General features: G+C 48.5%; 17 protein-coding genes. 9 read left to right on the top strand and 8 right to left on the bottom strand.

Annotation, left to right across the window (positions count from 1 at the left end; genetic code table 11):
* Positions 1–37 precede the first annotated feature (37 nt).
* From I2H74_RS10390 to I2H74_RS10355, 8 genes are all read left to right on the top strand, one after another.
* Positions 38–1,282, top strand: coding sequence for an MFS transporter (locus tag I2H74_RS10390; RefSeq protein WP_195573878.1), 1,245 nt, complete (start codon positions 38–40; stop codon positions 1,280–1,282).
* A gap of 136 nt (positions 1,283–1,418) precedes the next feature.
* Positions 1,419–2,186 (top strand): (S)-ureidoglycine aminohydrolase, encoded by a 768-nt coding sequence (gene allE, locus I2H74_RS10385; protein WP_195573877.1) that lies wholly within the window; start codon positions 1,419–1,421, stop codon positions 2,184–2,186.
* A gap of 186 nt (positions 2,187–2,372) precedes the next feature.
* Positions 2,373–3,422, top strand: coding sequence for an ureidoglycolate dehydrogenase (gene allD, locus I2H74_RS10380; RefSeq protein WP_195573876.1), 1,050 nt, complete (start codon positions 2,373–2,375; stop codon positions 3,420–3,422).
* 64 nt (positions 3,423–3,486) lie between these two features.
* A complete protein-coding gene (gene fdrA, locus I2H74_RS10375) occupies positions 3,487–5,247 on the top strand; it encodes an acyl-CoA synthetase FdrA (RefSeq protein WP_195573875.1) in 1,761 nt (586 codons plus the stop codon).
* Between the two features lie 161 nt (positions 5,248–5,408).
* Positions 5,409–6,668, top strand: coding sequence for a DUF1116 domain-containing protein (locus tag I2H74_RS10370; protein WP_195573874.1), 1,260 nt, complete (start codon positions 5,409–5,411; stop codon positions 6,666–6,668).
* Positions 6,669–6,705: 37 nt separating this feature from the next.
* Positions 6,706–7,608: a DUF2877 domain-containing protein gene (locus I2H74_RS10365; protein WP_229106545.1), complete on the top strand. Its 903-nt coding sequence runs from the start codon at positions 6,706–6,708 to the stop codon at positions 7,606–7,608.
* Positions 7,574–8,509 carry a carbamate kinase gene (arcC, locus tag I2H74_RS10360; RefSeq protein WP_195573873.1) on the top strand — a complete coding sequence of 312 codons (936 nt, stop codon included), beginning with the start codon at positions 7,574–7,576 and terminating at the stop codon, positions 8,507–8,509. Before I2H74_RS10365 ends, arcC begins: the two co-directional genes overlap by 35 nt.
* A 626-nt stretch (positions 8,510–9,135) precedes the next feature.
* Entirely contained in the window at positions 9,136–10,395 is a 1,260-nt protein-coding gene (locus tag I2H74_RS10355) for an MFS transporter (RefSeq protein ID WP_195573872.1), read from the top strand.
* A gap of 101 nt (positions 10,396–10,496) precedes the next feature.
* On the opposite strand, the gene I2H74_RS10350 is transcribed toward I2H74_RS10355, so the two are convergent.
* From I2H74_RS10350 to I2H74_RS10315, 8 genes are all read right to left on the bottom strand, one after another.
* The gene (locus I2H74_RS10350) at positions 10,497–11,378 is read right to left on the bottom strand and encodes a DUF3298 and DUF4163 domain-containing protein (RefSeq protein ID WP_195573871.1); all 882 of its coding nucleotides are present in this window, start codon (positions 11,376–11,378) and stop codon (positions 10,497–10,499) included.
* Positions 11,371–11,886, bottom strand: coding sequence for an RNA polymerase sigma factor (locus tag I2H74_RS10345; protein ID WP_195573870.1), 516 nt, complete (start codon positions 11,884–11,886; stop codon positions 11,371–11,373). Before I2H74_RS10345 ends, I2H74_RS10350 begins: the two co-directional genes overlap by 8 nt.
* 229 nt (positions 11,887–12,115) lie before the next feature.
* On the bottom strand, positions 12,116–12,403 hold the full coding sequence (gene qoxD, locus I2H74_RS10340; RefSeq protein WP_195574069.1) for a cytochrome aa3 quinol oxidase subunit IV: 288 nt from the start codon (positions 12,401–12,403) through the stop codon (positions 12,116–12,118).
* Positions 12,404–12,407: 4 nt separating this feature from the next.
* Positions 12,408–13,004: a cytochrome aa3 quinol oxidase subunit III gene (qoxC, locus tag I2H74_RS10335; protein WP_195573869.1), complete on the bottom strand. Its 597-nt coding sequence runs from the start codon at positions 13,002–13,004 to the stop codon at positions 12,408–12,410.
* Positions 13,001–14,944, bottom strand: a complete 1,944-nt coding sequence (qoxB, locus tag I2H74_RS10330; protein ID WP_195573868.1) for a cytochrome aa3 quinol oxidase subunit I — start codon at positions 14,942–14,944, stop codon at positions 13,001–13,003. The genes qoxC and qoxB overlap by 4 nt, the downstream gene beginning before the upstream one ends.
* A 29-nt stretch (positions 14,945–14,973) precedes the next feature.
* Positions 14,974–15,921: a cytochrome aa3 quinol oxidase subunit II gene (gene qoxA / locus I2H74_RS10325; RefSeq protein WP_195573867.1), complete on the bottom strand. Its 948-nt coding sequence runs from the start codon at positions 15,919–15,921 to the stop codon at positions 14,974–14,976.
* Positions 15,922–16,518: 597 nt separating this feature from the next.
* Positions 16,519–17,385 carry an AraC family transcriptional regulator gene (locus I2H74_RS10320; RefSeq protein ID WP_195573866.1) on the bottom strand — a complete coding sequence of 289 codons (867 nt, stop codon included), beginning with the start codon at positions 17,383–17,385 and terminating at the stop codon, positions 16,519–16,521.
* Between the two features lie 138 nt (positions 17,386–17,523).
* On the bottom strand, positions 17,524–18,234 hold the full coding sequence (locus tag I2H74_RS10315) for a class I SAM-dependent methyltransferase (protein ID WP_195574068.1): 711 nt from the start codon (positions 18,232–18,234) through the stop codon (positions 17,524–17,526).
* Between the two features lie 517 nt (positions 18,235–18,751).
* Here I2H74_RS10315 and I2H74_RS10310 point away from each other — a divergent pair.
* Complete coding sequence (locus I2H74_RS10310) at positions 18,752–19,789, top strand: glycoside hydrolase family 18 protein (RefSeq protein WP_195573865.1); 1,038 nt, start codon at positions 18,752–18,754, stop codon at positions 19,787–19,789.
* Positions 19,790–19,870 lie beyond the last annotated feature (81 nt).

The raw sequence follows: 19,870 nt of genomic DNA, 5'->3' as shown, positions 1-19,870 counted from the left end.
CGAGCAAACAACCAATTGCGCTGAGGAGAGTGAAATTGTGAAGGACACGAGCCAACAGGGAAAGTGGGAGTATTGGAAAAAGGTCATCGTGATGCTTTGTCTCGGATGGACGGTTATATGGATTTACCGGACCATCCTGAATCCGATTCTTCCTGAAATTCAACGCGACCTTAATGTCACATCAGATGCAAGCATGGGTCTTATCTTCAGTGTCTTTTTCTTTGCTTATACAATGATGCAGATCCCGTCAGGGCTGCTTGCCGATAAGTTTGGCCGTAAGTCGATCATTATACCGGGCTTTATCTTATTTACGATAGGGGCCGTCCTCGTCGGCTTTTCCACCTCGCTCATGTTCATCTTAGTAGCGAGCTTCATTACAGGGCTTGGCCAAGGAACGTATTATGGCCCTGCTTACTCGATATCCTCAGAAACGATACCGAAGGAAAAACGGGGGATATCCACAGCCATCATCAATAGCGGTTCAGCTTTAGGTATGGCGATCGGATTAATCGGCTCCAGCTTTCTTGTGAAAGAGGCAGGCTGGAACTGGCGAGTATTGCTCTTTATTACGGCTGGTCTAGCATTCAGCTTGATGCTGGTCTTCGCGAAGAACATCAAGAAGACAGCGGCGCCAGCTAAAGCTTCGGATGCAGAACAAGGCGATGCTGCTGATGCTCAGGAGAAAGCGACGCTAAAACGACTGCTTGCCAATCCCAAGATGGTCGCTTCCTACGTGCTTTATTTTGCAACATGTTACGGGTACTACATGATTGTCACCTGGCTGCCTTCTTACTTGCAGGAGGAACGCGGGTTCCATGGAACAGCAATCGGATTTGCTGCTGCGCTCGTCGCCTTTAGTGCAGTCCCAGGGGCGCTGTTATTCAGCCGCTTGTCCGACAAGTTTATGAACAAGAAGATAACATTCATTATTGTTCTTGAGCTTCTCGCTGCCGTGATGCTGTATTTGACGGTATCTGTAGGCACCACGACGATGCTGATTGTGTGCTTGATTCTTTACGGCTTCCTCGGGAAGCTTGCGGTTGAGCCGATTCTGATCTCTTATGTTGCAGATATTGCGCCTAAGCAAGGGGTCGGAGCAACGTTTGGCTTCTTCAACTTCTTTGGCATGATGTCGTCCGTCGTAGCGCCATTTGTTACAGGGCTGATCTCTGATGCTACAGGCAGTAAAGTATTAGGCTTCTATCTCGCGACGATCATCATCCTCGTAGGCGCGGCGGTTATGCTGCTCGCCAATATCAAGAAGACGCCGCAGAAGGCTTAGACGGCGACTTGGATTCCAAAGCGAGAATCTGATGATAGTAGAAAGGCTGTGCCCTTAAAGACAGTCGAACAGTTATGAAAGAAGATATAAATCGCCATAAATGAAAACGGATTCAAAGAAAAGGAGAGTATCGATTATGGGATATCCACAAGATTTGTTATCAAGCCGCTCCATTATTAAAAGAGGCAACTTTGCCTTAATTCCGCCAGAAGGTCTCGTTAAAAATGTCGTGCCAGGATTTGAACAATGTGATTTGACGATTCTTGCATCTCCACGGCTTGGCGCTAAATTCGTCGATTATGTGGTGACGATGCATGAGGGCGGCAAAAATGCTCAGGGCTTTGGCGAAGAAGGCGTAGAAACCTTCGTGTACTGCATGGAAGGACAGGTGAGTGCTTCGGCTGATCAGGAGACCTTCTTGCTTGAAGCGGGCGGCTACCTGTATTGCCCGCCAGGAGTAAAGCTTTATCTGGAGAATGCGCAGGCGGCTGATACAAAACTGTTCTTGTATAAGCAAAAGTATACGCCGCTGAATGACAGCAGCCGTAAGCCATGGGTTGTATCCGGCAATGTGCACGACATCGAGGCAGTGGATTACGACAACATGACGAACGTGAAGATTCAAGACCTGCTGCCCATGGATCTCGCATTTGATATGAACTTCCATATTCTATCGTTCGAGCCTGGAGGCTGTCATCCATTTGTAGAGACACATTATCAGGAGCATGGCGCCATTATGCTCTCTGGCGAAGGCGTCTACAATCTGGACAATGAATGGATTCCGATCAAAAAGGGCGACTATCTCTACATGGGACCTTATGTTCCGCAAGCAACCTATGCGGTAGGCAGAGAGCCGTTCGCTTACTTGTATTCCAAAGATTGCAATCGGGATGCAGCCTTGTAATTCTCATTGCGATTATAATCCGATCAACCGTCAGCTGCCTGCATAAGCAAACGCCGGGTGGTGAGTCTAGCACCGTGAGTTCGCAGCGTAAGCCGAGGTCGACAGGCGTAGATACGGCGCCATCGTAAATCGTTATGAATGTGCGAGCCAGGCAGCAGACGGAATACATGCAGAGAGGGAACCGACATGAGAGTAACCAAACAGAAGTTACACCAGCTTATCCGTACCAAGCTATCTCTGGCAGGCTTATCTCCAAGCCATGCAGATGTCGTAGCAGACGTACTCGTTCATGCAGACGTCCGCGGCGTTCATTCCCATGGCGCGATGCGGGTCGAATATTATGCCGAGCGCATTGCGAAGGGCGGTACGAACGTAGATCCGCAATTTGCATTTGAGAAGACGGGGCCGTGCTCCGCTGTCTTTGACGGGGACAATGGCGCGGGTCATGTCGCAGCGAAGCAGGCGATGGAGCATGCGGTGAATATGGCCAAGGAGAACGGCATCGCCATCGTTGGCGTTCGCCGCATCGGTCACAGCGGCTCCTTATCTTATTATGTACAGCAGGCTGCAAGAGAGGGGCTGATCGGAATCTCGGTGTGCCAGTCTGATCCAATGGTGGTGCCATTCGGAGGAGCCGAGGCTTACTACGGAACCAATCCTATAGCCTTTGCCGCCCCTGGAGAGGGAAATGCGTTAATCACCTTCGATATGGCGACAACGGTTCAGGCCTGGGGCAAGATTCTCCATGCACGCTCCAAGCATGAGGCCATTCCCGACACTTGGGCAGTAGATGAGCACGGGGTAAGGACGAATGATCCGTTCAAGGTTCATGCGCTGCTGCCGATCGCAGGCCCAAAGGGCTACGGGCTCATGATGATGGTCGATATTCTGTCAGGCGTGCTGCTCGGCTTGCCATTTGGCAATCGTGTCAGCTCCATGTACCACGACTTAACAGAAGGTCGGAATTTGGGACAGCTGCATATCGTAATGGATCCTTCCTTCTTCACGGATCTCGAGGCCTTCCGCCGCAACATTTCGCAGACGATGCGGGATCTGAACGGCATCAAGCCTGCGCCAGGATTTGAGCAAGTGCTGTACCCGGGCCAGAACTATGATCTGATTGAACAGGAGAATGAGGCAAACGGCATCGAGATTGTCGATGAGATCTACGATTATCTCGCATCTGATGTCATCCATCATAACAAGTACGACCATAAGGACCCGTTTGCAACGTAAAAAGCTGACGCTGCAAGTTTACTTTTTCCTTTTTCTATTACAAGACAATCTGAGGTGAAGCAGGATGCTGCATACGATCATTAAGAAAAATGCCTATCAGGATTCCGTCAATTTGATGCTTTTGACGAATCATGTTTCAGCGCTAGAAGGCGTAAACCAGGCCTCGATCATGATGGGGACGCCGGCGAATAAGGATATTATGCGCAACTCCGGGCTCTATGCGGATGAGCTCGAGCAGGCTGGCGCTAACGATATGTGTATCGTCATTGATGCAGAGGGAGACGGCAAGCTGGATCAGCTCCTCGCTGCCGTGGATGACTTTTTAAGCGACCAATCCGTCAGCAGCAGCCAGTCGTCAACCACGAGCGTACGCTCTTGGGAACGTGCCATTAAAGAAAGCCCGCAGGCCAATCTCGCCATGATTTCGGTGCCTGGTCAATATGCGGCGGCAGAAGCAGAGAAGGCGCTCGATTATGGACTGCATGCGTTTATCTTTAGTGACAATATGCCGCTTGAAGAGGAGTTTAAGCTGAAGCAGAAGGCCCACGAGAAGGGACTCCTTGTAATGGGGCCAGACTGCGGAACAGGCATCCTGTCTGGTGTTCCGCTTGCCTTCGCGAATCGGGTAAAGGCAGGCAATATCGGAGTTGTCGGCGCATCAGGCACCGGAATTCAAGAGGTGACGACGTTAATCGATCGTCTGGGCGGGGGAATCAGCCACGCGATTGGTACCGGGGGCCGCGACCTTTCGGAAGGCATCGGTGCCATAACCATGATGGATGGCATTCGCGGATTGGCGAATAACAGCCAGACAGAGGTCATCGTTGTGATCTCGAAGCCGCCTGCAAAGGAAGTGCGCGATAAGGTGATGCGTCAGCTGCAAGGCCTATTGAAGCCGGTTGTGGCATTGTTCTTGGGAGAGAAGCCGACTTGTCATGAAGGAAATGTGTATCAGGCCTATACCTTGGAGGAAACAGCAAGAATCGCGATTGATCTTGGCAAAGGCGTTCCGGTTCAGTCGACGTACAGCGTGCAAATAGAAGCGCCAAGCGTAGAGCTGAAGCCGGAGCAAGTTTCGATTCAAGGCCTGTATGCAGGAGGGACTTTGGCTGCTGAAGCTGCCATGCTGATCGCGGATGCACTCCAACTGAAGGACGGGTTGATCCATGAGTCTGGCTATGTGCTCCGTTCGAACGGACATTCCGTTGTCGACCTAGGCGATGATATGTACACCCAAGGCAAACCGCACCCGATGATTGATCCAGCTACTCGTATTCAGCATATCGAGAAGGCTGCGGCAGATCCATCCACGGCTGTCATTTTATTCGATGTGGTGCTTGGCTACGGTGGTCACGATGATATGGCAAGCGTGCTCGCTCCTGCAATCGGGAAGGCAGCTGCAAAGGCGAAGGAGGAAGACCGCAATCTGTATTTTGTCGCAGCATTGTGCGGTACGCACCAGGATCCTCAATCCTACGCGGAGCAAAAGCGCAAGTTTGAAGAGGCCGGCGTCCTCGTTAAGGAAAGCAATAACCAAGCGGTGCGCACGGTTCTAGCCATGATGAAGCTTCATGTGGAGGATACGCCGAAGTGTCATCGTCCAGCGGAAGCGGTTGCTGCTGATACGAAGACAGCATCTGAGGCGATCGAAGCACTGCTTAGCTGCAAGCCGTCCATTATTAATGTGGGGCTGTCCAAGTTTACAGAATCGATTACAGAGAGCGGCTCTGCTGTCGTTCAGTACGATTGGCGTCCGGTTGCCGGGGGCAATGCGAAGATGCAGCATATCCTGCACCAACTGAATCAGTATCGCTTTGAGGGATAGAACCTTTCATTTCTACATTCATCTAAGTTAGGGTTTAGCAGCAGCGTTTCGCAGGGCTCCTCTGTCCTTACAGGAGCAACGTTAAGATGCATCGTTAGAATTACGCGATCGTTAGGAGTATGGATACAGTTGATGATAAAACGGCTGGGAGGGAACTCAATATGAAGATGAAGACAATAGATGATGCCAATCAGGCTGTAATAGATAAGATTGCTGGCGGAGCGCCGTTTCTTGTAGATGTTGTACCCGCGCATACGGTTATTCCGGAGCTCGATGCAAAGACATTGCTTCACGCTGGACCGCCAATTGCCTATCAGGACATGACAGGTCCGATGCAAGGGTCATGTGTCGGCGCAGTGCTATTTGAGGGCTGGGCACAGGATGAAGCGGAAGCCAGAAGCATGCTAGAAGGCGGTGAGATCAACTTTATCCCATGCCATCATGTAAAGGCAGTAGGCCCAATGGGAGGCATTACGTCAGGCCATATGCCGGTATTTGTTGTTCAGAACCGTTCGGAAGGCAATGAAGCATACTGCATTATGAATGAGGGGATCGGCAAGGTGCTGCGATTTGGTGCCTATTCCGATGAGGTTATCCATCGATTGACCTGGATGAAGGATGTACTTGGCCCAACGTTATCCCGTGCGCTTCATGCTACCAAGGAAGGCCTCAATCTGAACGTGATGGTAGCGAAGGCGATCACGATGGGGGATGAATTCCACCAGCGCAACATTGCGGCTTCACTCGTCTTTTTAAAGGAAATCAGCCCTTATATCGTCAGCCTGGATATGGACAAGCAGGACATGCAGAGCGTGATCAAGTTCCTGGCGGATACTGACCAGTTCTTCCTGAACATTATGATGGCTGCCTCCAAGGCAGTGATGGATGGAGCGCGCACGATTGAGGCGGGTACGGTCGTCACGGCCATGTGCCGCAACGGCAAAGACTTCGGCATTCGAATCAGCGGTATGGGGGATGAATGGTTTACCGCACCTGTAAATACACCGCATGGCTTGTTCTTCACTGGTTATTCGCAGGAAGATGCGAATCCGGATATCGGAGATAGCGCAATAACGGAAACCTTCGGTGTTGGGGGGATGGCGATGATCGCAGCCCCAGGGGTTACACGCTTCGTTGGAGCAGGCGGCTTCCAGGATGCCTTGGCAACAAGCAATGAAATGGTGGAGATCTCGATTGATCAGAATCCGAACTTCACCGTGCCAACTTGGGACTTCCGCGGCATTTGCCTAGGCATCGATGCGAGGAAGGTTGTGGAGACGGGCATAACGCCAGTCATTAATACCGGTATCGCGCATAAGGAGCCGGGGGTAGGGCAGATCGGGGCCGGAACGGTTCGTCCTCCTGTCGAATGCTTTGAGAAAGCGCTTGAAGCCTATGCGGCTAAGCTCGGATTGGTATAAAGCACCGCTATACACCACTTCCTTTAAGGGAGAGGAGATGCATGCAGAACTGCCAGCGCTGCTCTCCCGGAAGCGGTTCGGCCATGTCCATAGTCTATTTCACAACGGCATCAATATAGCGATGGGCGATGAGCTTATCTTTATCGGCACGATGAAGAATGGCCGGCTCCCATTCGGCATCCATATGGGGCTGGATCATGTGCGGAAGCTGCGCCAATCTGTCAGCATGCATGATATCGTCGTAGCTTCCATGCCGGATTTGCTGTTATTTCGCCACCCACGCTATCCGATTGCACTGGATTTATCGCGTGCGGCAGCGTTTCAGTATGAACTGCAGAAGGGGAATTATCGCAGCTATCGTGACCTTGTTCACCTTGATCTGATGCTTCATCTTTGCCGTCACTGGAGTATTCCTAATGGACTTCATGCAGACCTGATAGCGGAGCAGTCGCAAGGAGATGGCAAAGGGGAATCGTCTGAGGCGACGGAGCATGTGGAGCGCTTGCTAGCCGCTTCTTGGTACGGAAATGAGGAGCAAATTGAGAAGCATGTGCGCTATTTTCTGGGCCGTGGTCAGGGGCTCACGCCATCAGGCGATGATTTGCTTATGGGTGTTCTTGCCGTTCACACTTTAACGGAGGCTTTTCATCCCCTATTGTATGAGGTGATTCACCGAATTCTTGCAGCGGAAGAAATCACGACTGATGTGAGCAAGGCTTATTTACAGCATGCGCTTCATGGTCGCTTTAGTGATAAAGTCGTCACAGTATTGAATGCGATGATTGCAGGAGAGTCTTCTCATTTTCAAGCAGCCCTTATCCGTTTGCTGCAGACCGGACACAGTTCCGGGATGGATACAGCGTTTGGAATCGCGAATGCCGTCATGGCCCTAAGGAGGTATAAGCATGTCAGAACGAGTTGTGATTGCATTGGGAGGTAACGCGATTCTGCGGCCTCATCAAGAAGCAACCTATGAGAATCAGCTTGAAAATGTACGAAAAAGCAGTGAGATCATAGCCGATATCGTACAGAAGGGTTATGAGGTGATTGTGACTCACGGAAACGGACCCCAGGTTGGACTGATCCTGCGGCAAAATGAAGAAGCGAAGGATGTCGTCTCACCGTTTCCACTCGATGTATGCAATGCCAAGTCGCAAGGCATGATCGGCTACATGCTGGATCAATGCTTGAAGAATGAGCTGACCAAGCGCGGATTGACACAGCAGGTCGTAAGCTTACTGACGCAGACACAAGTATTGTCGGACGACGAAGCATTCCAGCATCCTACTAAGCCTATTGGAACGTTCTATACTGAAGAAGAAGCAAAGGTTATGATGCAAGAGAAGGGCTGGGAGATGCAGGAGGATGCTGGGCGCGGCTGGCGCCGCGTCGTTCCTTCACCACAGCCGCAATCCATTATGGAAGCAGAGACAATCATGAGTCTTGTCGCGAGCGGTGTCATTGTCATAGCTTCAGGAGGGGGAGGCATTCCCGTCGTACAGGCGCAGGACGGCACGATTGCAGGCGTTGAAGCGGTGGTAGACAAAGATCGCAGCGGCTTGAAGCTTGCTCAGGAAGCCGATGCCGATATCTTTATGATGGTCACCGACGTGAATCATGTATTTGTTCATTATGGAACACCTGAGCAGCAGGCGCTTGAGCATATTAGCGTAAAGGAAGCAGAGCAGTATATGGGAGAAGGGCAATTCTCTTCTGGCAGCATGGGCCCTAAGATGGAAGCTGCCATTCACTTTGCTGAGCTTGGCAAGCACGCCATTATATGTTCGCTTGATGAAGCGGCTGCTGCGATTCAGGGCACTACAGGCACTCACATCTCATAAAGCATTTCTGCTTCGTGCAAATGCTCAGAGATGCAAGCCAACTACGGCATCATGGCATCACATATTGAACGAAAACCCCTTTTCAGCTTAATGGCAAGAACAGGCTGAAGAGGGGTTTTTATTAATGATTGAAAAGGTAAGTGAGTTCGGGGTTGACGCCATGGTCTTCCATCTATTAAGATTAGCTCGAAGTCTGAAAGGTATTGGAGGGTTGAAGGATATGGCTAGTGCGCGGTTACGTTAATTGAGGCACGGATTCGTTTTAAATCCCAGGACATCGGGGTTTATTTTTCATGCCTTGAATATACCGTACGCGTGTAGTCTGTCATATTCATTCAACAAATACCTAGGACACTTGTTGCAGAGGAAATGATCTTCCCTTCTGCTTCGCTATGCCTTGTCTTTGATGCATGGATCGAACCGAAAGGATCGGGTATCTTTGAATTCCCTTTTATCCTCTTGGTAACCGCGGTAAGTGTAGAGCATGGATAAACCACTTCTTGGGATGAAGCGGCAGTCCGTGCTTTTTTTGTATCTATTGCAGTAAAGTCGGATCTTTGCATGAGGAGAGAAGAGGGGGGTGCCCCTTAGAATCGACTCTCTTCGAAGGATAAGGAGAGAAATGAATGAACGTTCAAGCCAATCATTGGAAAGCTACTTTTTTTACGATTTATGCAGGTCAAGTGTTTTCATTGCTAGGGAGTGCAGTTGCTCAATTCTGTATTATCTGGTGGCTAACCATAAACACCGGTTCCGCATTGGTGCTCACGACTGCCTCGATTGCAGCCTTTCTTCCGCAGGCATTGCTGGGGCCGTTTATCGGAACTCTTGTCGATCGCTATGATCGCAAGAAGATCATGATTGGAGCAGATATGACGGTTGCGGCGACAAGCCTTATCTTGGCTGTTATGTTTATGACTGGAGAACCCGCCATCTGGGTGATTTATGTGATGCTAGGCATGCGGTCGTTAGGCGCTGCCTTTCATATGCCGTCTATGCAAGCCTCCATTCCCTTAATCGCACCGCAGGAGGAGCTTACTCGCGTAGCAGGCTGGAATCAGCTGCTATTCTCAGCCAGTACTTTGGTAGGACCGATGCTTGGTGCGGTGTTTGTCGAGTACTGGACGATGACGGCTGTCATGATGATGGATGTCATCGGAGCGGTGCTCGCTTCATCTGCACTATTATTCGTCCGTATCCCACGACCGAAACGGAATGAAGCACATTTAGAGAATGCCGGGGTGTGGCAGGAAATGAAGCTCGGGCTTAAAGAGCTCATGAAGAACAAGGGCTTGTTTGTCATGACCTTTGTCATCGCGATCACGACCTTTATCTTCGTTCCAGTTGGAGCGTTATTCAACCTGATGACTTTGGATCATTTTGGAGGAGGAGCCTGGCACGCGGGGATTGTAGAGCTTAGCTTCGGCGCTGGCATGCTAATCGGCTCTGTTCTGCTGGGCACTTGGGGAGCGAAGAGGACGCACATCAGTCTTATTCGTATTGCGCTGCTGCTGATGGGAATTGCTCTTATAGGATCAGGGCTGCTGCCATCTTACGGCTATATCGGCTTTGTTCTCCTTTCTGCACTGATTGGGGTTTCTGGGCCATTGTTCGGTGGTCCTTATACGGTCATGATGCAGACGTTGATCGATCCTGCCTTGCTAGGGAGAGTCATGTCCTTTGTCAACAGCATCTCGCTGCTTGCTACGCCGATAGGATTGCTGGCCGCAGGACCATTGGCTGAACAGTGGGGAGTGCCGTTATATTTTCTTGTATCTGGACTTCTTATCGTCATCCTAGCTCTTTTATTTCCATTGCAGCGATCGGTTAGGGAACTTCGAGGCGGAGGACAAGAAGATTCTGCACCTCATACAGCTACATCGTAAGACGCGTATCGATATTCTCGCAAAAAAAGAACAGCTGCCTTTACCGCAGCTGTTCTCTAATCATATAGGGAGAGATGATTTACCATATAGAACCCAAGGTGTTACTTGACGTAGGCGTGACTCACGAGCGCATTTGCAATAGCGTCTGTTGGAATCACAAATTCCACAGAACCCATGCTTCCAGGTGCGACTTCATACTTATTGAAGGAAATGACGAGCTTGCCTTCGTTATTGATATAGAAGTTTTGGTCGGCTTTAATAGAGGTAAAGGCATCTCCATCCACAGCATTTTCTCCGATCCAATATGTTTTGTTTTCATCCTTCTTCATTTGTGCTTCCATTTGCTCTTTAATGTTGCTGCTGATCAGGGAGATGTAGCTGTCATCTTTGAACAAGCTTGGCAGGGTAAGGAGCACTTCATTCTTTTTATCTATAGTATCGAATTGCAGGATTTCTTCTGTTGATCCCATTGTCTTGTTGACGTAACGCTCGATCGAGAGAATGCTGTCATTGTCTGTCTTCACTTCATAGCCGCTGTTCACGCCGAGGTGGCCTCCACCGGCCTTCTGCTGCTGCTCCATCTCTTTCATGAAGGCTTGATAAAGCTCTTTATTCTCTTGTACGTATTTGCTGTTTAACTGTTCTTCAAGCAATTGGTTGTCCATATCTTTAATCGCAGGCACTTTCAAATCTGCGTTATAATTGCCTTCATCCACTTTAAAATCACGGAAGGTTACAACCTTAACGATGGAGCTTAGCACGGGCACATCAGACAAGGCATTAACAACAGCCGGACTCGCATTTACACTTCCTACAAAAATAACCGCTGCAGCAGCTGCAGTACCTACTGCCCATTTTACCGATTTCATGGTTCGAACATCCTTTCTTTTACTGGCTTTCAATGCTTGGTTCACGACATCATCCAATTCAGCAGGAATGGGAATGTCTTGATACCTTTTTTTCAACGGATCCAAATTACGCATGTTGGTGGACCTCCTCCATAGAATCATCCTTTAGCTTGACTCGCAGCAGCCTAAGCGCTTGATAGATGCGGGTCTTGATGGTATTTACATTTTCGCCTAGAATGTCTGCGACTTCTTCAATCTTGAGGTCTTCAAAGTAACGCAGCATGATGACACTTTTATATTTAAAAGGCAGCTCCTCGAGCGCCTGCTCCAAATCCAGATTGTGATAGTGATCTTCGGTCTCTAAGCCGAAGGAGAGCAAGGTTTCTTCATCAACCGGTTGTACCCTCTTTTGCTTTCGAATGAAATCAAGGGCAGTCGTTACGACAATGCGAAAATACCAGCTCTTCATGGATGCAGGCTTATGTAGGGTATCGAGTGAGACGAACGCCTTCTGGATCGCTTCTTGGACGATATCAAGGGCATCCTCTTGATTATGCACATAGCTGTATGCCAGTCGATACGTGCTTTCCTTATACTCGGTAATGCACGCGACCAACTGTTCTTCGAAGCGTCTACGATTCATGGAGTGAGCTCCCTCCTTTCTGTACATGCTCCTTGTCCCGTCTTCTATAAGCAAGACGTTTGAGGCCCAGTAAAAAGTTTGGATGCGAATAAAATTTTTTTGTTTCGATATAAACAGGTGGTAAAGTGTGGTTACCTCTAACCAAAGAAAGGCTTCGCCATATAAAAAAGCAGAGACACCATAAAGGCATCTCTGCTTTGAAACTTCATATAAAGTCGGTCTAGCTTGCTTACATGTAACCCCACAGCATCGTTAACAGGGTACCAAAGATTGTTACAAGACCAACAAATAGCGCATAGATGATGTTGATGTAGAGGGTAGACTTTGTATCCTCTGCTTCCTTGATGTGCATGAACAAGAACAGCTGAATGGAAGCTTGAATGGCCGCACATACAAGCAAGATGGTCATCTTAAGCGTGTAAGACAGATCTGGAATCAGCACGACTAAAGCGACTGCGGATAGGACAAGAGATAACAGATAACCCAGCACGTGCTTGATTGGAAATAGCTGTTTCATCATATCACATCAGTCCTTTCAGATAGACGAAGCTGAAGATGAAGATCCAGACCACGTCCAAGAAGTGCCAGTACAAGGAGAAGATGAACGACTTGTTCGCCGTTTGCTCAGTGAAGCCCCAACGCTTGATCTGAATCATGATCGCGATTCCCCACATTAAACCGAGCGTAACGTGGGCACCGTGGGTACCAAGCAGGATGAACAAGCTGGACAAGAATGCACTTGTCTGAAGTGTCGCACCTTCATGTACATAGGTAAAGAATTCGAAAATCTCGACCCCTAGGAAGCCCGCACCCAATAGGAGGGTGATCAGATAAAACACTAGGGTTGGCTTTTTGAGTCCCAAGCGCATGCTGTGGATGGCTAGGCCAATGGTAAAGCTACTTGTCAAGAGAAGGAAGGTCTCAATGAGAACCGGCTTCATCTCAAATATTTCTGCTGCAGTCGGTCCATTACCAGCCCGCTGCCATAAAGTTAAATACACGGCGAACAGCGTAGCGAAGAGCGCAATTTCTGCCCCAAGGAAGATCCAGAAGCCAAGAATCTTGTTGCTATTCTCTTCCGTACGATATTCTAAAGGCAACGTATGATTTACTTTCATACGGTCTCACCCCGCAATCGTTGTTCCGTCTTTTTGATCTCGCTGACTGGGATGTGATAGCCGTGATCGCGCTCGAAGGAGCGAACGGCAAGCATAACGAGAACACCGAGTCCCCCGACAATCGCTGGAACCCACCAGCTGAATACGAGAGCAAATCCTAAGATGAAGAAGATGACGCCGAGTACGAACGGCTGACCGCTGTTGCTAGGCATATGAATTTCTTCAATTTCGCCTTCGAACAATTTCTCTTTGCCCTTCTTCATGTTCCAGAAGCAATCCAAGCTTTCCACTTTAGGTGTAATCGCAAAGTTGTAATCTGGGATCGGGCTGTGTGTTGCCCATTCCAGTGTGCGTGCATTCCATGGGTCCCCCGTTGTATCGCGCGGCGCATAACGGAAGCTCCAGTAGATGTTATATACGAGCATTGCAAAGCCGATTGCCAAGCCAACCGCACCGATGGTTGCGATCAAGTTCAGCGGACCGAAGCCCGTCTCGGCAGAGTACGTGTACATACGACGTGTCATACCTTTTAGTCCTAAGAAGAACAATGGCAAGAACGTAACGTTAAAGCTGATTGCAATAGTCCAGAATGTGATCTTCCCTTGGCGATCGTTCAAGCGGAAGCCGAACAATTTAGGGAACCAGTAGTACAAGCCTGCGATAACCGCAAATACCGTACCTGGAATCAATACGTAGTGGAAGTGAGCGACCAAGAACATCGTGTTGTGATATTGATAATCGGCACTTGCCATTGCAAGCATAACCCCTGTAACGCCACCAATCGTAAAGATCGGGATAAAGGCAAGGGAGTAAAGCATCGGTGTTGTAAATTCGATCTTCCCTTTCCTTAGCGTAAACAGCCAGTTAAAGATCTTAACCCCGGTCGGTACGGCGATCGCCATTGTCGTAATGGAGAAGATACCATTAACCATTGCTCCGTGACCCATTGTATAGAAGTGGTGAGCCCATACAAGGAAGGACAGGGCAGAGATCGCAACCATACTGACAACCATGGATGTATAACCATATAGGTTCTTTCTAGAGAACGTAGATATAATTTCACTATAAATACCGAATGCAGGCAGGATAACAATGTATACCTCAGGGTGACCCCATACCCAGAACAGGTTCGCCCAGAGCATATCCATACCGCCGTTGGCCATCGTAAAGAATTGGCCGCCAAAGAGACGATCGACAGTCATCAGCGCAAGCGCAACCGTCAAGACAGGGAATGCGAACGTGATGATGACACAAGTGATCAAGACAGACCATGTGAACATCGGCATTTTCATCAATGTCATGCCAGGCGCACGCATTCTAAGGATGGTAACAATAAAGTTGATACCCGTCATCAATGTACCGATACCGGCAATCTGAAGGGCAATCGCGTAATAGTTATTCCCCACCGTAGGACTGAATTCATTGCTTGCGAGTGGGAAGTATGCGGACCAACCAGCATCTGGGGATCCACCGATAACAAAGCTAAGGTTGAACAGCATTGCCCCGAAGAAGAACAGCCAGAAGCTGACAGCGTTCAGTCTTGGGAATGCAACGTCGCGTGCACCAATCTGAAGGGGAATGACGACGTTCATAAGTCCAATGATAAATGGCATCGCCATGAAGAGAATCATGATGACCCCGTGTGTTGTAAAAATCTCGTTGTAGTGCTGTGCGTCAAGCAAGCCATTCTCAGGCTTCGCCAGCTGTCCTCTCATCAAGAGCCCGTCCATACCACCGCGGAAGAGCATGAGCAGGGCGGAAATGATGTACATGACGCCGATGCGTTTATGGTCAACGGTAGTGAGCCATTCTTTCCAGAGATAGCCCCACTTCTTGAAATACGTTAAGCCGGCTACGATTGCGACGGATACCAAGACGATACTGGCCATCGCGCCATAAATCATCGGTTCACCGGTAACGAAGAACTCATCCCATTTCATACCGTGTTGACTCCTTTCTGAGCTGTCTTTTACTCATGATTCGAATGTTCCGATTCCGTATGTTCACTTTGATCCATATCGCCATGGTCCATGTTGCTGTGGTCCATATCGGATTCGGATTCAGAGTCTGAACCGTGATTGTGTCCGGCATGCTCGCCTTCAGGAGCAGGACGGAAGCTTAAGTGTGTACCTGTGTATGATTTACGACCAACATGCGGTGTTGCGAGCAGCTTGTCAAACTCTTCTTCTGTAATCTCAGACTCATTTGACTGAACGTCCTTTATCCATTCGTCAAACTTCGTTGGCGACATCGACAAGACCTCGAACTCCATGTGAGCATAGCCTTCACCGTTGAAGTTGGAGTTTCGTCCAAGCATCGATGCTTCATGATCAGCAACGAAGTGAAGCTTCGTAACCATGTCGCTCATGGCATACTTTTGACCGCCAAGCTGAGGAATCCAGAAGCTCGTAATCGGGCCGAATGAGTACATACGGAATTCAACAGGACGGTTTGTTGGAATGTTTACATAGTTTACGGTTTCGATATTCTCCTCTGGATAGCTGAAATGCCATTTCCAGTTTGAGGAGGAAGCGTAGATGACTAGTGGCTTTTGATTCTCATAGCCAACTGGTACTTTCTCTACAGCGTTGGTTGTCTTCACCGTTACGACGGACAAGACGATAACGATGAGAACCGGAATAACGGTCCAAATAATTTCAAGCCATTTGTTACCCTTTTCATGTGGCGGCTCATAATCGTCCGGCAGCTTAGATGCGCGATACTTTGTTAAGAAGACGACGAATAAGATATAGACCACCAATAACACGAAGGCCATCACAAAGATGGAGAAGATGATGGTATTGGCCTGTGTTTCTGCTTGTGGACCTTTTGGATTCAAGACGAGCAATGGCTCGCAGCCCGTAAGCAGAAGGAGAAGAGTTGACATAAATGCGAGTAACAACCCTTTTCGTTTCATTAAGGCACCCCTTTCTCTAAGAAGAAACAATATATAAATAATGTTGGGATAACGCTGGTCACCGTATATGTTAGTAAGTAAGGATTAGGAAAACAAATTGAATAATAAAACATTAATGGATTATATATCCATAACTTGAAGTGAAATATGTCATTGCAATATAAAGAAAACCTCAAATGTGACCAAAATCACTGAAAAAACGCCGAATTCGTCCATTTTGAATTTCGATCACATATCCATAATTTACATCCCAAGCATTTTTCAATTTTGTCACAATGTTCACCATTCTGTCAGGATTGAGGCGTTTTCAGCATGTCCAGCAGGGGATGCGGTTGTGATGCTGATAACTATATAACCGAATTTGGCTGCCTTGAAATGCATGAAGAGGCAAAATAACCGTTGTAAAAAATAGAAATAGAGGATTTAAATAGGCGTTTTATCGCTTGATTTCACTGTTTTTTTACCCTGCTCGAAAAACCTCATTGCAAACAAATTGAAATTGTGCTTGCAGCAAAAAAGAGACCCTAGAAACAGGTCTCTTTTTTGTATTAATGTCATTGAGAAAGGACTATGGCTTGCCCAAGCCCCCTACTGCAATTATTTCTTCATCACAGGAATCCAAACTTCGCAGCGATAGTCGGCAGCAGCTGGATCTCCTGGAAGATACACTTCAAGCTCAGGTCCACCGGTATGCTCATAGCCCGTTGCAGGCAGCCACTCTTGGAAGACACGCTGCCATGTTTTTTGAACAGCGTCAGGCATCGGTCCGACAGAAGTAAAGATTGCCCATGTTGCAGCAGGAATCTCCTCTGTATCGAACGGCTTAAGTTCATCTGCGCAGGCTGCAGGCGTATCAACAGCGATCATGTAGTCAAAAAATCGTGTATCCATATCCATGTGCATACAGATTCCATACATGCTGGATTCTGGTGACAGCTCGCATAGGCGATCGCTCATGCCATTGCTGTTCATTTCATTCCAGAAGGCAGGAATGGCTTTCAGATTCTCACCATCAATAGAAGTTACACGAAGTTTCTTTCCTAGTACAGAAAATGCCTCTTTTTGCTCAATACGATAGTCCATGTCTTGATCTCCTCTCAAGGAAAAGTGGAAGGAGAGACGGGGGAAGGCCTTGAGCGTAGCACCCGGCTGCCTGGCAGCTGAAGGTGTAATGCCATGGGCCTTGCGGAATGCTTTGGCGAACGATTCCGGTGAATCATAACCGTACTTTAGCGCAATATCGAGTACTCGGGCATCTGTCATGGCAAGCTCCTGAGCGGCTAGCGTCAGCCTGCGCTTGCGAATATACTCCGCCAATGTCATATCTGTCAGCATTAAGAACATACGCTGAAAGTGGAAGGTCGAGGAGCAGGCGATCTTGGCAATATCCTCGCTCTTCAGCTCTCCATCGATATGTTCCTCGATATATTGGATCGCATTCGTCATACGGTTCAACCATTCCATTCCGTGATCTCTCCTTCGATAGTTTCATTATAGAGTTGCGTACTGCCAGTATCCTGTCATTCCGTGCGTTCTTGTGACAGTGTCATCATGGTTGCGCTTATCGATGGTCGTAAAAGGCTTGCAAAGACGAATGAAGATTTAAAAAGGTTCTTTAAGCCCCATTCTGCCTTTTCTCCACCAGATGCCTGCCCATTCCATTACGGTAGCAAGCTGCTGCGTGAGGAGCTGCTCAGCCAGCTCATCTCCAAAGAAGAAGGAGATGTACGAAAAGGCTTCCTCCACATTGGCAAATTGATAATCGGTTCGTACTAGACTCGAAGCGAAGCCATATTGATGCTCTAGTGCGTGGTAGTAAGGCTGCAAGAAGCTTGGCGGGCTAGGCTCAGTTGTTCCGGTACCCATTGTTTCGATGATAATGACCGTTCCATCTGGCCGCAGGATTCGATGGATCTCATTCATGACAAGCTGAAGAGAATGCTCCCAATCGGGGCGATCGGCTGCAGCCAGATAGCAGATGCTCCATCCAGCTGTGACGAGATCCGCACATTGATCCTGAAGCGGCAGCTGCCGATGGTCAGCCAATTGTGTCTTCCAATTGTCTAGGCCAAGCGCTGACAGCCGATGTCGATTAAGTTCAAGCATAGCTTCCGATTGATCAAGTGCGATGATCGAACGTGACAACGGCGCGAGCGAGGCAGTCAATCTTCCTGTCCCGGCACCTAGATCAACAATGTCCTTCCCTTCAACATGCACGATGTCTTGAATAACCTTCCTTAGATCCGGCTGCTTCGCAATCATTTCATGGTACCGCTTGGGATCATGACGATAGATTTCTTCATGATTAGGCATCGCTTTCTCCTCCTCGTTAATCGTATCCAGAAGAGAGATTACAGGTTGACGCTGCGTGAAGGTCAAGAAGGAGCTTATCGATCTAGTCATAACGAGATGGAGACAGCCATGCGGCATGGAGTAGCTTATGTATGTAAGTTCCAACGAAGACTCGAGCAAATGAAGAGACAATGCATCGCTTCAATGAAGCTATTATGATGATAGCAATGATAGGAGGGAATATCTATAACAATCCGTCATACTGATAGGGAAGCAGTATGAAAGTCGGCTCCTTCATGATGAGATGGACCAGGTGTTGCTTGGCAATGCTAGAACATGAGACGTAGTCTATGTTTTAGCGCTTTCATGATGAAACGGAGAAAAAGAAGGGGTATCCTTGTTTTTCCAATGATAACGTATTCGTAAAAGCTTTCATCTTATAGTATAATGCACGTAACACAACTATATTGGGTGATCTGCCCAGTATAGTTACCGATAACAATAACGAGACTGTACTGGTATTGGAGAGGGGATAATCATGACAAAACAATCTCGCATTCTTGCTGGCTATGTCGGCGATCCTACCTTGCATTTGGTGACGGAGGATGACGCGAAAAAGCTGACTCATATAAACATTGCGTTTGGTCACGTGAAGGAAGATCGCATTACCATTGCTCACTTGAAGCAGCTTAAAGAGCTAGACCGTTTGAAATCGATTAATCCAGGCTTGCTTATCCTGTTGTCTGTTGGTGGTTGGAGTGCCGGCGGCTTCTCTGAAGCAGCTTCCACAGCTGAAGGCAGACGCGCATTTGCAGAATCTGCAGTAGAGGTACTGAAGGCTGCGCCATTTGACGGTGTGGATCTCGATTGGGAATACCCGTGCTACTCGGAAGCGGGCATCGCTTCTTCGCCTAGCGACAAAGAGAACTTTACACTTCTGTTAAAAGAAATCCGTGAAGCGCTTGATGCATATGGCAAGGAACAAGGACGTCATTTCATGCTGACGATTGCAGCAGGAGCAGACCAATACTATATCGACGGTACAGAGATGGATAAGGTACAGCAGTACCTTGATTTCGTTCAATTGATGACGTACGACATGCGCGGTGGCTTCCAGGTGCTGACGGGTCACCATACGAACCTCTATACATCTACAGGGGATCTGTTCCGCATCAGCGTGGATCAATCCGTGCGCTTGTTCATGAATGCTGGCGTGCCTGCAGAGAAGATCGTCGTTGGCGCTGCGTTCTATTCCCGCATGTGGAAGGACGTTCCGAATGTAAATAACGGCTTCTTGCAAATGTCCCCTGGCAATGGCGGCTACGGCCCTAGCTATGCGGAGCTTGTGAAGGAATACATTGATAAAAATGGTTTCGCTCGCCACTGGGATGATGAAGCAAAGGCTCCGTTCTTGTTTGACGGCAGCACTTTTATTACGTATGAGGATCCAACTTCTGTCGCTCACAAGTGCGAGTATATTATGGAGCACAACCTGGCTGGAATCATGTTCTGGGAGTACTGCCAAGATGACACGCATACGTTGATTGAGTCCATGAATCAGACATTCAACAAATAATAAGTTAGCGGATCGTAGGTATGCTGGCGTTGCATAACGAGCAGCCTTGGGATTCGTATTCAGGGAGATGGCTTCTGCATG

Origin of the sequence: Paenibacillus sp. 1001270B_150601_E10, from assembly GCF_015558675.1 — a bacterium.
In the GTDB taxonomy this organism is placed as follows: Bacteria; Bacillota; Bacilli; order Paenibacillales; family Paenibacillaceae; genus Paenibacillus_B.
This window is presented reverse-complemented; position numbering and strand designations above follow the sequence as displayed.